The sequence below is a fragment of the Frondihabitans australicus genome (genome assembly GCF_003634555.1).
GTDB lineage: Bacteria > Actinomycetota > Actinomycetes > Actinomycetales > Microbacteriaceae > Frondihabitans > Frondihabitans australicus.
The window spans coordinates 833709-847725 of sequence record NZ_RBKS01000001.1 but is presented as its reverse complement, the minus strand read 5'-3'; the positions used below and the strand labels follow the sequence as shown (position 1 = coordinate 847725).

The window sequence follows — 14017 nt, the reverse complement described above, 5'->3', positions numbered from 1 at the left end:
TGGGAAAGGTCGGTACTCCCGACCGGGCTGACTAGGTCAGGAACTTCGGGCACCTAGAGACGCAGCCAAAGGCACCTTGAGATAGACGAACGAATCGCACAGAGCCATTGCGAGATCCGGCTATTCCGAAGGCCAGACCTGCACGAGGTAGCTCTCGGTGATCGGTCCGACCCACGGGATCTGCCGGCCAGAGGCATACACCCGCAGAACGAATCGCCCGTCATTCCCGCCCGTCAGAATGGGTTCTTCCGGATTGGTGTAGTCATATCCACCGACCCACAGATTCCCATCCTCGGAGTGCGTCTCGATAGTTATCTCCGACGATTCCTCCCAGGACTCATCGGTGGGCGGCTCACTGTCCCAACGCTCGGCCGTGACCGGTACGTCGCCGTCCTCGGCTGCCGTTGTCACGAGCAGGCCATCGGGAAGCGACATGATCAGGTCTCCATCCGTGTCGTTCGACCTAATCTCGCTCGCGGCTTGCGCGCCGATGACGTGCAGAGACGAGATGTCTATCGACGCGACGTACTGAACCTGCTCAAGCCTTGGACTCACCGATGTGCGGCTTCCCCCGGACCGACGTCACCGCCGTTCCGTTTTTGCTCTTGCCGCGCGCGTGCCTCGCGTTGCCTTCTGCGCGCTTCTTCGCCGACGAAGACTCCTGGCGTTGTTCTGGCCAGTGCTTGTTTGTGCGCTTGCTTGAGGAGTGCGAACCGTTCGCTTGGGCGGAGGGGCCAGACGATGACGTTGTAGTCCTCGACAGGTTCGGTCACGACGAGGTCCCAGGCAACGTCCCGCCCCTCGGCCTGTATTTGGACTCCGTACGCGCTGCGTTCGACGGCAGCGAATTCTGGCGGGCTGAATGTGTCGCCGTCGGGCCCGTAGAAGTAGAGCGGTCCCGCTGTGATGAGTCGACCCGAACCTGTGTCAGGTGTCGTGTCGAGATCTTGAGGCGCTTCGTCCACGAGAGAGGCATGAATGCGGACAGGTCCAGCGGCTATGCCGGCCATGACAGCCAACGTTCCGTCGAAATCGCTTACGAGTCCGTCGATCCTGCTCTGCCGTGCCGCCCCGAAGTCGTACATTGCCCGGCTACTCAGGTAGAAGAGGTGGTCGTCGACGTTGATGACTCCGCTGGTCAATGGCTCATCTCCTAGTTGATGACCGTGTAGTCGACGTTGAACGTGTCGCCGTCGAGCATCCGGTACGGGCGGTAGAGCTGCACCTGAAGATCCGAACCGGCCTTGGAGTTCTGAGTCGCATCAATCATGCAGACGCTACAACCGGTCGGCCCGGTCGACGAAGGATTCGGCAGGGTGATGTCGCAACCATCGAACGTACGGGCGCCGGCGCCGTTGCCGGTGAAGGCGCCCTCCTTGGTCGAGGCGAATGGGTATTCGTCGCAACTCTCACCCGAAGGTCGAGGGAAGGATGCCGGGCAGGCTGTCGAGCGGTTCTTGTTGCGGAGCGTGGCGTTCACGAGCCTGTGCAGGGGCGAAGGGTTGCTGCCGTAGTCGGCTCCAGGCAGACCCGATCCGAGTGCTTCGGCCAGGTGGTGCGTGAATGATGGCAGAACCGTGGTGTCGAACAGGATGTATTCGGTTGTGTCGGGGTCGACGCAACCGACGCTGTTGCTGTTCGGCAGAGCCTTGTCGCAGCGCGTCGGCACGTTCCTAAACTCCGCTGTACCGGGCACTGCACCGGGCGTCTCGACGGTAACGGTCCAAGCCACTTCGCCCAGGCCGGTGCCACCCTTGACGGGTGTCCAGTCGTAGTAGGCCGACCCGATTTGTTCGTCCTCGGCTGTCACCGGGTCCATGTTGATTGCGTCAATTTCGAGCACGTTGCAGGCATCACCTGCGCACACGGGCTCGGCCGTCAACACTGCCGAAGCGCCCGCCCCAACCGTGTCGAGTACTTCCAGGTCCACACCGGATGCCCAGTTCGTCGAGCCGTCGACCATCTGCGAGTAAATCGCGTCGATACCGTCGACCCAACCGATGAGTTCCTGACTGCCGTCGTCATCCGTTTGATAGATATCGGCAACCCAGTCGTCGAGTTGGCAAGCCTCGAATCTGGTCTGGACTACTTCGCCTTCAGGCTGAGCCTTCTGACATGAGTCGACGGGATAGAGCGGGGTCCCGTCGGCATCGACGGCCGCGGCAGACTGCTGTGGCGCCTTCGCCGAGTTAGAAGGCTTCGTCTCGATGCCCGCCGCCGCTTTCTGCAGCTTGGCCATCTCCGCTTTTCCAACGTTCGCCACGGTGGCCGGCTCGAGGCACTCGTATGTGCCCGCGGACGAAGGCGCAGAACACGTCTTCGACTTCATGGCGTTCATCTTCGGTGCCGAGCCCGGGACGCTAGGAGCCACCCCGGTCGCGACTCCGTTCTTAGCCAGTTCCGCTGCTTGTTCGGCCGTCACTGCCTGCCCTGTCGACGCAGCGACCGGCGTTGATGCGGACGTGGTGCTGGCCGATGGCGCCGCCGACGCCGCCGACCCCATCCCCACGGCAATCGACGTGATAGCAACGACCGACACGACAAATACTTTGATTTTCACTGTCATTCCCCCAAGTGATCGTGAGAGAAATCTAACGACGACCCCGAAAGATGGCAACGAATCGTCCTACCCCCGTTTAGGGGTGCCTCGGAGTCTCGATTCGCAGGCTCATAGACCAGTGACCAGTCCTCGACTGCCGACGCGACCCGAACTTATGGATTACGGGGTCGCCGGCTCCGAAGGTCGGCGATGCCCTCTCGCGAGGCCAGGTCTGCCTCGAGAGCCGCGCGCTGCCGTTCGAGCTCTGCGTTCGTGAGGGTGAGCCGGCGGATTTGGGCGGCGTAGAGCTCGAGGCCACGTTCGGCCGCACGTCGCCTGCCGCGCTCGCGTTGGAGCTTAGTTTCGAGAGCTTCCCGGACTGAAGGTTCAAGCGTCGGTCGTGATGGTGGTGAGACGATGCGTGCGACGAGATCGGGGAAGGCGTAGATGAACGCGGGTCGTTTGACGTCGAGGCGACGAGCGAACTCGGCGACGGTTGGCTCGCCGCCGTCCGCTTCCGCTTCTTCGAGGTAGGCGGCGAGGAGCCGTTCGACATCGGCCCGGTTGAGGTCCTTGGGAGTAGCCATGCTCGTCTAGCCTTCAATTCCCAGCAGTTCAGCGATGTTCTGAAGGTATGTCGTCATCTGATCGACGACAAATGGTGCGAGTGTGGCAGAGACTGCGAGGAGACGCTGCACTCCCACATACTCGTCCTGCCAGAACTGCACGTTCTCGTCGTCGAGCGCGACGTTGGCGCAGGCGAATGGACGGCAGCGAGCGAAGACTGGCCTGACGGCCTTCGTGTCGCCGTTGAGGCACGCCGCCTTGGGGCGATTGAACACGCAGGTCACGTGCGGTCCGTGGAAGACGTCAGGTTGAGCGCGCTTGACGGCGATGTCGAACTGGCGGGTGCCTTCCGCGACGTTTCCGGGAAAACCGATTCGGGACGCGAAGTTTGCTGCACGCGTATCCGCTATGGCTGCGGACGGGCCTCGGAAGTGGCCCGCTCCCTGTTGGGCAACGTTGATCAGGTACTCGCCGCGCAGCAGGGTCTCTTCGCCCTCGACCTCGACGCGGAATCCCGCCGTGTCCGTGCCGAGATACCCTTCGAACATCTGCACTGTTTGGTGGCGGAACTGGATTGCGCCGGCGATGGAACCACCGGGCCTTCGAGCAATGAACCAAGCAAGAGTCCGTCGGAACTGTTTCGTAGCCAGTGACCAAGGGCTGCCTTCATGGTGGAGCGACTCGCCGACCCCTGCGGTATCCATGAGACCGTTGATGACGGCCACGAGCCGCGCAAGGTCGAGGTTTGTTTTCGAGTACGGGACAGCTTGTCTGGATCGCTTCTGCGCGCTCTGCCCGTGCGCTGGCGCCGCAAATAGTGCAGCCTGCGTCTCCGGGTGTAGCTGCTCGAGAACACGAATGGATCGAGCGGCGTACTCCCCGACAACCCACATCGCCTCGGTGCCACCCGGGGGCTCGTTCTTGTAGGCGATGCCTTTGACGTGGAAGCGCGTAATCGCGCCGGTCGAATCGTGCACTTCACGGAGGCACCCGCGTTGCAAGCTCTTGATTTCGTCATCGCGCATGCCCGAGAAGAACGCGATGAGGACGTAACAGGCGGCTTGCAGGTTTGAAAGTTCGTTGAGGAAGTTCGTCGTGTTGAAACGAGGGAGAGCTGGCCGGTCCCCCAGCGCTGATGTCTCCGTTCGCAGGTAGGTGTCGTCATCGATGCCGACAATGGACGCAGCGGTATCGATAAGTTCGCGTCCATGGGTGCCGATGTAGATGTCGTTGGCGTGCGCTTCTCGCGCCAGCGCGAGCACGTTGACCCGACGGTCGTCCCCTGATAGATGCCGGCTAGGCAAAGGCCGTCCTTCTTTGACGTAGCGGTCTAAGACGTCACGGAGGCGGGCTTTGGCGAGTTCACCGATGGCAGGGACACCCGGGTCTCCGAAACGCTGTCGAGTTGCTCTTACTCGGCCTCGGCTTCGGAGTTCGAAGTATTCGTCGCGGGCGCGGAAGATGTCGGGTGCATAGTGGTCGACCCAATGCAGTGACCATTCGAGAAGGGGCCGGAGAACGCCTTCCGGGATGCGCAGCGTGGTGTTGTCGGCGCTGGATCGTGGATAGGGAGTGGATCGGCGCCACTCGGTCTGGCCGGGGTCGACCATGAGACCGTCGCCGTCGAGTTCCTGGCGGAACAGGTAAAAGAGCCTGACGGCGTCGACGACGTCGAAGGGCTTCGTTTTGACGGATTTCCAGGTGGAGACCGCGAAGTCGGTGAATCGCTCCAGGTCTCTCATCGTCACAGCCGACAGGGCGGGCTCACCGTCGGCGCTGAGCCATTCCAGGAACGCTTTGATGTTGGAGAGTTTGGTGTGGATTGTGGCTGCGGCCATGGCAGCCTCACCGTCCGAGCCTTCAAGTGTGATCAGGGTGCGGAAAAGGTTCTTCGTGACGAGTTTGTAGAACGGTGGCAGGGCCGCGAAGTTCAAGGTCAGCTTGCGAAGGTTCTCGGCGAGTTGGATGGCGGAGAGATCCCACGCGTCATCGGCGAAGGTCGGAAGGGTCCCGCGGGCGTCATCGAGGCGGATTGTCCGTCGGCCGAATACGGAAGGCGTCGGCTCGTGGGCTGCTGCGGATGCGGCGAGGCCTACGTGACTCATGCGGCGTCCTCCAGCCATTCGAGCGGCGGGAAGTCATCAGCCGCCTCCTCGGCCGCGTTGAGTTGCGCGTCGGTGAACCGCGTGAGGACGTCTTCGGTGAGGGCCATCCACGCCTGTCCGAACAGCGCCCACCAATCGTGAATGGGCATCGTTTCGGAGCGTTCCCGGAGGTCACGTTCGAGATGAACCAGTGCGGGGAGGTGACGTTCGCCGACAAGCGCATTGGGGCACCTGAAACAGGTCAGGACACTTGCCCGGCAGGGCTCCCCTGGGTTGACCGGTCCGAGAAGGAGATCGGCGCAGGAGTTGTAGGCGCGCAGTGCCGGATCCGGGGCACCCTCTGAGGTGTCGTCGTCGAGGGACGGGATGCGGCCACCCGTGGCCTGGAATGTCTTCGCGTGCTGAGCGCGGATCATGACCTCGACGTCGCGGTACGTGTCGGCGACCAGATTCCTGGCCCATTGGATGGTTTCGGGATCTCCTCGGAGGTAGTTGTCGAAGAGGACCTCGAGGCTGTTTTGGAACGTTGACGAGGGGGCGTGCCCTCCGAGGGCGCGTGATCGCTGACGAATGAATGCCGTGCGGACAGCGTTCAGGTCAAAGACGAGTTCTCCACCGTCGTCGTTGACGAGGTTTTGCTCTCGGGCCCAATGCGCCCAGAGCATCTTGATCTGGTCCAGGCCCTGAGACCACGCGAACCGGAATCCGTCGCGGTATTTTCCGTAGGGGTTCACCCAGGTCAGGAATAGTCGGTCTTGGTCCACGTGGGGCCGGGCCATCGACGTGAGTTCTTGGATGAGCAGGAAGAATCCCCCGGGCTCGTGAAGCTGTCGACTCTCTCGGCCAATCTCCCAGACTGCGGTTTCGTTCCAACTGTGCTTGCCCGAGCGACGTTTCACCACTTTGCAGCTCAGTGCGACGCCGTCGCGAATCTCGTGGCGGAAAGGGAGTTCTTTCACAATTTCCGAGTTGCGCCCGGAGAGGCAGCAGAAGAGTGCCAACAGCGGCATCATGTCTGCCTCGACGAGGGAGATGTGGGCGGCGAACTTCATCCGGCCCTTGTTGTACTGGTAGTCGGGCCCCAAGGGCGCGAGGACCGGCATGAACCCTGTGTCGGCAAACTCTGTCAGAAGTGCGGCCAAACGTCTCTCGTGGGCGGGAACCGCCTCGGGGTCGTTCCGGTAGGCCTCAATCAAGCGGTGCCCCTTTCGCACGCGCTGCCGAATGTCGACGACCTGGCTGCGCGCGGCGGCCTTGACTCGTTCGAACTCCGCGTCGCTGAGGTCCTTGCCGAGTCCGTCACGGTTTGCCGAACGATTCTGGCGTCGCGGACGACCGAGCTCGACGAGAAATCCGCTGTCAAGCGAGTCGTCGCTGCCGAGGACGACGTTGACATTGCCGATGATGGCCGCTGCACTAGCCGAGTTCTTCCGTGTGAGATCCGCCCAGAACTCACGCGCGTGTTCGACGCGCAGAGCCCCGAGGCCCGGAAGGTCGGGGGCTTCCTCCGAGAGGTAGCGGACGACTTTCCTGCAGTCGCTCCAGAGACTCTTTGCCGACGCGAGCGTATTACGTGTGCCGCTGACGGTCACGATCTGAGCGAATTGACGCCCGATTGCTTCATGTAGCTGGCGCATCGGCCAAGACGCAGTGGAGAGCGTCGCTGTCCGGCCATCAAGCCCGGAGAATGCGATTCGGACTGTCCCGTCATCCATGACCGTCAACGGATCGACGTAGCCATCGCCGTGAAGAGGCTGGACCGAGGAAACTCCGTTGCCGGTGGGACGTGCGCGTCGGGTCACAGTTGAGTCCTCGCCATCGAGTGGTCGGTGATCTGATTTCCGTCGTCGACAGGAAGCGACCATTCCTGGTCATCACCCAGGAGACGAAGCCGTGTCTCCATCTCGAGGTCACCCAGAAGCCGGAGGTAGAGGTGGGTTGTCGTGACAGATCGGTGACCGAGGCGAAGTCGCAACCAGTTGATGGGATCTCCGAACACCTGGGCGTAGTGCATTCGCTGCCGCTCGGACTTGTCGGCGAGAACATCGTTCTGGCCTCGCTGGAGCTTCTCCAGCGTGGCCATTGCGTACGTGTGGCGGAGCGCGTGAGGATGACAGGTAATGCCGGTGCCGGCCTTCACGTTGCGCTCATTGGCCCCTCGGAATATCGTTTGCCAGCTCGGCGGTCGAAGTGGCAAACCTCGCTCCGAAAGCCACAGGGCGGCCGGCTCTAAGCCCGCCTCGGTTCTGACGAGAACCCGCATTCGCTCGCGAGCCGTGAGAGTCGCCAGTTTTCGTTTCTCTCCGCTGGGACCGACAACGGTCGCTACCGTCGGCGACGACTGCAGAAACCAGTCTTCCAACGACCCGTAGTCGCCACGCATTTGCGCGTCTTCGACGACCTGAGCGCGTTCGAACTCGCAGTACGCCTCAATCTCGCCAAGTACGGAATGAGGAACGTACACATGCCGCCGTTTGCTGCCCTTTGTCGTCCGAGCGGAGAGGCGCAATCGTTCATGCGAGTTGCCCCCGGAACGACTCGGGACGTCCGATTTCAACAGGACTGCCTGCTCCGTCAGCCTCATCCCGGAACTCACCATCAGATCAACGAACGCCACGTTGCGGCCAGCCTGCGGCCCCCGGAAAGCCGTATCCGGCAGACCCCGTGCCGTGAATCCACGGATCCCGATGTCGCGCCACTGCCGGTACTCCGATGCTGTCAGCCAAGTCGCGAACGACGCATCGTCATCCGCTCGAGTCTCCGTCGGAACGCGGACCCAACCGCCGCCCGCACGGTGGCTCCTCCACGTCTTCTTGGTCTCAAAGGGAGACTCGGTGACAAGATCCTCGTTGACCGCCCACTCGTAGAACTGAAATACCGCCGTGACCTCGCGGTTCCACGTTCTCGCTGAGACGTGAGGGCCTTCCGGACTCCGATTCCGCCAGAAGTTGAAACGACGACGGTCTTCGACCGTTGCCTCGCGCCAGTCGATCGGTTCACGACTGCCAGGCCGACCTAAGCCGAGAAACGTGAGAAAACGCGCCAAATCATCGGCGTACGCCTTCCTCGTGTTTATGGAACGCGACAGCATCACGGCCCGTGACAGGTAGCGATTTACATCGACATCAAATCCGCCATCGGGAGACAGGATGAAGGGAGAACCCTCTTCGAGCATCTGCGAATCTAGCCACTCGCGCTCCGCGATCCACGAGGCGGGGTCAGCGCCTCTCCGATAACCGCGCGACGTACTCCAAACTCGCCATGACGATGGCGCAGGCGCTTCTGCCCGAGCCTGATCCAATGCGCCATCCATGGCCCCGACTGTAGCACTGACGCGTCAGACGCTATCTAAGCGACCACGAGCTGGAACCGCGCGGGGAATCGAGCGACGGCCCGCGACCGATGGATCGTGACCTCCCCTGACTCGAGCGGCTGACGCAGACAGTCGAGCACCGAGACGGCGAACTCGGGAGCCTCGTCGAGGAAGAGCACGCCGCGCGACGCCAGCGACGCCGCACCCGGTCGGATCACCGAGCTGCCGCCTCCCACGAGGGCGGCCGCGCTGCACGAGTGATGCGGGCTCTCGAACGGCGGCCGCACCTCGAGCGCACCCGCGACACCCCGCCCGCTGAGGGATCTCAGCGACGACACCTCGAGCGACGAGGCGACGTCGAGATCCGGCAGGATCCCGGGAAGGCGCGCCGCGAGCATGCTCTTGCCCGCACCCGGCGGGCCCACCATGAGCAGGTGGTGCCCGCCGGACGCCGCCACGATGAGCGCGTCGACGGCCGCCGGGTTGCCGATCACGTCGCCCAGCTCGAGCGTGGGAGACTCGCTCTGCGCAGGGGTCTCTCGCGCGATCGCCTCGACCGGCTCGGGAGCGAAGTCGCCGCCGTGCCAGATGGCGGCGTCGCGGAGGCTCGGCACCGCGACGATCCGTACGTCCGGCACGAGCGAGGCCTCATCGGCGTTGGCAGAGGGCACCATGATCGTCGCCGCGCCGGCGCGCGCCGCCCCGAGAACCGCGGGCAGGATCCCGTTGACCGGCCGGAGGCGACCGTCGAGTCCGAGCTCGCCGAGGTGCACCACGCGCTCGATGGACTCGCGGTCGACGAGGTCGGCGGCTGCGAGGGCCGCGACGGCGATCCCGAGGTCGAACGACGAGCCGTGCTTCGGCAGCGACGCCGGCGACAGGTTCACGGTGAGCTTGCGCGGCGGCAGGGGGCAGCCGGAGTTCGACGCGGCCGCCCGGACGCGATCGCGCGCCTCACCCAGCGACGCGTCGGGAAGGCCGATGAGTAGGAACCCGGGCAGGCCGTCGCTCATGTCGGCTTCGATCTCGACCAGGGCGCCGGTCAGCCCGAGCAGCGACACCGCCCGGGTGCGTGCGACGCTCACAGGTCGACCGCCACGAGGTGCTGGACCGTCAGGCTGTCGTCGGGCCACGCCGTCACGCCGACCACGTCGATCCGCCGCCGGCACCCCACGCCGGGGTGCGCCAGCGACCAGGCGGTCGCCAGAGTCCGCAGCCGTGAGAGCTTCTCGCGACTCACCGCCTCGAACGGATGGCCGGCTCCGTGCCCGCGCCGGGTCTTCACCTCGACGATCACGACGTCGCCAGTGGCGGCCTCGTGCGCCACGATGTCGATCTCCCCTTCGGCGCACCGCCAGTTGCGGGCCAGGATCCGGAACCCCGACCTCTCCAGGTGCTCAGCTGCCTCCTGCTCGCCGCGGATGCCCAGCTCTCTGCTTCTCGTCGACTTCGTCATCTCGACCTCCCGGGTCGAGGATCGCCGAAGGGAGGAGCCGGGAACGGGGTGAGAGGGAATCTGTGGAGAGGGCTGCCGATCCTGCGCCCCTGTGGAGGAGGGGTGGAAGGGTCAGGGAGCGGGCAGGGCCCTACTCGTCGAGCGCCAGCTCTTTCGGCAGCTCGAGGTCGCGGGCTGTGAGCTCTTCGACGTTGACGTCTTTGAAGGTGAGCACGCGGACGGATTTGACGAAGCGGTCGGAGCGGTAGACGTCCCACACCCAGACGTCGCTCATCGTCAGCTCGAAGTAGAAGTCGTGCTCGGTGTCGCGCCGCACGAGCTCGACCTCGTTCGCCAGGTAGAAGCGCCGCTCGGTCTCGATGACGTACCGGAACTGCGACACCACGTCGCGGTACTCGCGGTAGAGAGCCAGTTCGACCTCGCGGTCGTAGTCTTCGAAATCGTCGTCGTCCATCGGACGCTCATCTTACGTCAGTGCAGCCAGGTGAGCCGGTGCAGGGGCGACGGGCCGAGCTCGTGCAGCGCCTCGTAGTGGGTCGTCGACCCGTAGCCCTTGTTCGCCGCCCAGCCGTAGCCCGGGTGGTCGTCGTGGTGGGCGATCATGAGCCGGTCGCGGTGCACCTTGGCGATCACCGAGGCGGCCGCCACCGAGCCGCAGTCGCGGTCGGCCTTGATGCGGGTGACGACCGTCGGCGCGCTGGTCAGAGCCGGGGTCAGGTAGTCGTGGTTGCCGTCGAGGACCACGACCGAGCGCAGGATCTCGACACCCGCCTCGTGCAGGCTCACCAGCGCTCGCCTCCCCGCGAGCCCGAGAGCCGCGATGATGCCGATCTCGTCGACCTCCTCGGGCCCGGCGAGCCCCACGGCCGACACCGAGCACCACTCGAGCGCCTGCGGGTACAGCTCTTCGCGCTTCTTCTCGCTGAGCATCTTGCTGTCGCGCAGCCCCGCGGGCAGCGGCGAGAACCCGGCCAGGACGGCGCTCATGCCCACGGCCACGGGCCCGGCGATCGCGCCGCGCCCGACCTCGTCGCAGCCGACGACCCAGCCGGCGCCGGAGTCGTGGAGCTCGCGCTCGAAGTCCATCGTCGGGTCGACGACGGCCATCACGACGCCCCCTTGCCGGTGCCCTGGAAGACATCGGGGTACGAGGAGAGCCAGCTCCACCGGCTCGACGGCCAGGTGATGACGAACGCCCGCCCGACGACGTCCGCCTCCGGCACGAAGCCCTTCGTCGGGGTGTCGCGCTGGTACCGGCTGTCGGCCGAGGAATACCGGTTGTCGCCCTCGACCCAGAGCTCGCCCTTCGGCACCGTCACCGAGAAGTCGTTCTGGGACTCGCGCGTGACGCCCGGCGGGAGCTTCGTGTAGGGCTCGTCGAGCGGCACGCCGTTGACCGTCATCTGGCCGAAGGCGTTGCAGCAGGCAACCTTGTCGCCCGGCAGTCCGATCACGCGCTTGACGAGGTGGTTGTCGGAGTCGGCCGTGCCGAGGCCGACGGCGGTGAGGGCGTCCTGGACGGCGTGCACGACCGGGTTCGACGACGTCGTCGAGGTCTGCGTCTCGCTGTTCGACAGCCAGCCGCCCGGGTCGGTGAAGACGATGACGTCGCCTCGGTGGATCGACTCGATTCGCGGCACCAGCTCGTTGACGAGGATCCGGTCGTTGACCTGCAGGGTGTTCTGCATCGACACCGACGGGATGTAGAACGAGCGCACGAGGAAGGTCTTGATGAGGAACGAGACCAGCAGAGCGGCGAGGACGATGATGAGGATGTCGCGGAGGAATCTCCATCCGCCGCCCCGACGCTCCTCGCGCGAGTGCGTCGTACCCGTCTCAGTCATCGATTCTTCCGTGTCATGCGAAAAGCCCCCCGCCCGAGTGTACGGGCGGGGGGCTCAGGATCGTGCGAAGGTGCGGCGAGATCAGTTCTCGCGCTTCTCCTTGATCTTCGCCTTCTTGCCGCGGAGCTCGCGCAGGTAGTAGAGCTTGGCGCGGCGGACGTCACCGCGGGTGACGACCTCGATGTGGTCGATGACCGGCGAGTGCACGGGGAACGTGCGCTCCACGCCGACCTGGAAGCTGACCTTGCGGACCGTGAAGGTCTCGCGGACGCCGTCGCCCTGGCGGCCGATGACGATGCCCTGGAACACCTGGACACGCGAGCGCGTGCCTTCGATGATGTTCACGTGGACGCGGACGGTGTCGCCGGCGCGGAAGTCGGGGACATCGCTGCGAAGCGACGCTGCATCCAGGCTGTCGAGGATGTGGCTCATGATGATTCGCTCTCTGCGACCGCCACAGGTCGAACGCGGGTGTGAATTGTCAAAGGAAGTGGGCCGCGCGAGACTTCGCCTCGCGATCGACACCGTACCCGTGAGATGCGGACTCCCCTGTGGCAGAGTCGTGCGCGGGCACAAGCGTCTATTGTGCCACACTCTCGCGGGCTCCTGCCACGCCTTCGAAGACGAGCCTGCGACCGTGTTGAATGGGAGCATGATCGACCTCCGAACGCCCTCCGAGATCGAGGCGATGCGACCTGCCGGTCGATTCGTCGCCTCCGTGCTCGACGCCACCCGCGCAGCAGCCGAGCCGGGCGTGAACCTGCTGGAGATCGACGCCCTCGCGCACCGCATGATCAACGCCCGCGGGGCCGAGAGCTGCTACATCGACTACCACCCCTCGTTCGGCGCGAGCCCGTTCGGCAAGGTGATCTGCACGTCGGTCAACGACGCCGTTCTGCACGGACTCCCGCACGACTACCGCCTGCAGCGGGGCGACCTGCTGACGCTCGACTTCGCCGCTTCGGTCGACGGCTGGGTGTCGGACAGCGCCGTCAGCTTCGTCGTGGGCGGCGACGAGACCCCCGGCGACGCGAAGCTCATCGCCACCGTCGAGGAGGCGCTCGCGGCCGGCATCGCCGCAGCGCAGGCCGGCAACCGGGTCGGCGACATCTCGTCGGCGATCGGCACCGTCGCGCACCGGGCGGGCTACGGCGTGAACCTGCAGTTCGGCGGCCACGGCGTCGGCACCGAGATGCACGGCGACCCGCACATCGCCAACGACGGGCGCCCGGGCCGCGGCTTCCCGCTGAAGCCCGGCCTCGTCATCGCGATCGAGCCGTGGCTGATGGCGACGACCGACGAGATCTACACCGACGCCGACGGCTGGACCCTGCGCAGCAAGGACGGCTCGCGCACGGCGCACGCCGAGCACACGGTGGCGATCACCGAAGACGGGCCGCTGGTCTTGACCGCTCGCGACTGACGCGCGCCCCGGCCGACGCGCGCTACTCGGCCGCGTCGGCGTCGGGCAGCAGGTCGGGCCGGACGCGACGGGTCCGCTCGAGCTGCTGCTCGTGGCGCCACGCGTCGATCGCACCGTGGTTTCCGCTGAGCAGGATCGGGGGCACCGCCAGCCCACGCCACTCGGCCGGCTTCGTGTAGCTCGGGTACTCGAGCAGCCCGTCGCCCTCGTGGCTCTCCTGGTCGAGGCTCTCGGGGTTCCCGACCACGCCGGGGACGAGGCGGCCGATCGCCTCGATCATGGCCATCGCGGCGACCTCGCCGCCGTTCAGGACATAGTCGCCGAGGCTGATCTCGCGCACCTCGACACCGGGCCGCGTCGCGGCGTGGTCGATGACGCGCTGGTCGATTCCCTCGTAGCGTCCGCACGTGAAGACCAGGCGGTCTTCGAGCGCCAGGGCGCGGGCCTCTTTCTGCGTGAAGGGGCGGCCGGCGGGCGACGGGACGATGATGACCACGCGAGGAGCCGGCTCCTGCGCTGCGCCGTCGCTTTCGGTCTCGCTCTCGCCGAGCAGGTCGTCGAGGGCCTCGCCCCACGGCCCGGGCTTCATCACCATGCCGGCGCCGCCGCCGTACGGGGTGTCGTCGACGGTGCGATGGCGGTCGTGGGTGTGGTCGCGGAGATCGTGGACGCGAACGTCGAGGAGGCCCTGCTGCCGGGCCTTGCCGAGGAGGGAGACGTCGAGCACGCCGAAGAACTCGGGGAAGATGCTGACGATGTCGATGCGCATC

At 65.2% G+C, this 14017-nt stretch carries 14 protein-coding genes and 1 pseudogene; 1 reads left to right on the top strand and 14 read right to left on the bottom strand.

Translation table 11 applies throughout. The features are described from left to right. Positions 1–120: 120 nt before the first annotated feature. The 13 genes and pseudogenes from C8E83_RS03905 to rplS form a co-directional block, all read right to left on the bottom strand. Positions 121–555 carry a hypothetical protein gene (locus tag C8E83_RS03905; RefSeq protein WP_121368533.1) on the bottom strand — a complete coding sequence of 145 codons (435 nt, stop codon included), beginning with the start codon at positions 553–555 and terminating at the stop codon, positions 121–123. Beyond that, on the bottom strand, positions 552–1142 hold the full coding sequence (locus C8E83_RS19145; protein WP_147430080.1) for a hypothetical protein: 591 nt from the start codon (positions 1140–1142) through the stop codon (positions 552–554). Before C8E83_RS19145 ends, C8E83_RS03905 begins: the two co-directional genes overlap by 4 nt. 11 nt (positions 1143–1153) lie before the next feature. Then, positions 1154–2566, bottom strand: coding sequence for a NucA/NucB deoxyribonuclease domain-containing protein (locus C8E83_RS03895; RefSeq protein ID WP_121368531.1), 1413 nt, complete (start codon positions 2564–2566; stop codon positions 1154–1156). Positions 2567–2712: 146 nt separating this feature from the next. Further along, positions 2713–3126 (bottom strand): hypothetical protein, encoded by a 414-nt coding sequence (locus C8E83_RS19140; protein WP_147430079.1) that lies wholly within the window; start codon positions 3124–3126, stop codon positions 2713–2715. Positions 3127–3132: 6 nt separating this feature from the next. Beyond that, complete coding sequence (locus C8E83_RS03890) at positions 3133–5211, bottom strand: hypothetical protein (protein ID WP_121368530.1); 2079 nt, start codon at positions 5209–5211, stop codon at positions 3133–3135. Next, positions 5208–6803 (bottom strand): hypothetical protein, encoded by a 1596-nt coding sequence (locus C8E83_RS03885; protein ID WP_147430078.1) that lies wholly within the window; start codon positions 6801–6803, stop codon positions 5208–5210. The genes C8E83_RS03890 and C8E83_RS03885 overlap by 4 nt, the downstream gene beginning before the upstream one ends. Before the next feature lie 206 nt (positions 6804–7009). Then, a complete protein-coding gene (locus C8E83_RS03880) occupies positions 7010–8386 on the bottom strand; it encodes a tyrosine-type recombinase/integrase (protein WP_170159836.1) in 1377 nt (458 codons plus the stop codon). A gap of 176 nt (positions 8387–8562) precedes the next feature. After that, a pseudogene (locus tag C8E83_RS03875) lies at positions 8563–9609 on the bottom strand (YifB family Mg chelatase-like AAA ATPase); the annotation flags it as partial. Then, positions 9606–9980, bottom strand: coding sequence for a YraN family protein (locus C8E83_RS03870; RefSeq protein WP_121368526.1), 375 nt, complete (start codon positions 9978–9980; stop codon positions 9606–9608). The pseudogene C8E83_RS03875 and the gene C8E83_RS03870, both read right to left, overlap by 4 nt. A 130-nt stretch (positions 9981–10110) precedes the next feature. Next, entirely contained in the window at positions 10111–10434 is a 324-nt protein-coding gene (locus C8E83_RS03865) for a DUF2469 family protein (protein WP_121368525.1), read from the bottom strand. A gap of 17 nt (positions 10435–10451) precedes the next feature. After that, positions 10452–11087: a ribonuclease HII gene (locus tag C8E83_RS03860; protein WP_121368524.1), complete on the bottom strand. Its 636-nt coding sequence runs from the start codon at positions 11085–11087 to the stop codon at positions 10452–10454. Beyond that, on the bottom strand, positions 11087–11824 hold the full coding sequence (gene lepB, locus C8E83_RS03855) for a signal peptidase I (protein ID WP_121368523.1): 738 nt from the start codon (positions 11822–11824) through the stop codon (positions 11087–11089). The genes C8E83_RS03860 and lepB overlap by 1 nt, the downstream gene beginning before the upstream one ends. Positions 11825–11905: 81 nt before the next feature. After that, positions 11906–12256, bottom strand: a complete 351-nt coding sequence (rplS, locus tag C8E83_RS03850) for a 50S ribosomal protein L19 (protein WP_121368522.1) — start codon at positions 12254–12256, stop codon at positions 11906–11908. A gap of 220 nt (positions 12257–12476) precedes the next feature. Here rplS and map point away from each other — a divergent pair, with 220 nt between their 5' ends. Further along, positions 12477–13247 (top strand): type I methionyl aminopeptidase, encoded by a 771-nt coding sequence (gene map / locus C8E83_RS03845; RefSeq protein WP_121368521.1) that lies wholly within the window; start codon positions 12477–12479, stop codon positions 13245–13247. Between the two features lie 22 nt (positions 13248–13269). On the opposite strand, the gene trmD is transcribed toward map, so the two are convergent. Beyond that, the gene (trmD, locus tag C8E83_RS03840; RefSeq protein ID WP_121368520.1) at positions 13270–14016 is read right to left on the bottom strand and encodes a tRNA (guanosine(37)-N1)-methyltransferase TrmD; all 747 of its coding nucleotides are present in this window, start codon (positions 14014–14016) and stop codon (positions 13270–13272) included. Position 14017 lies beyond the last annotated feature (1 nt).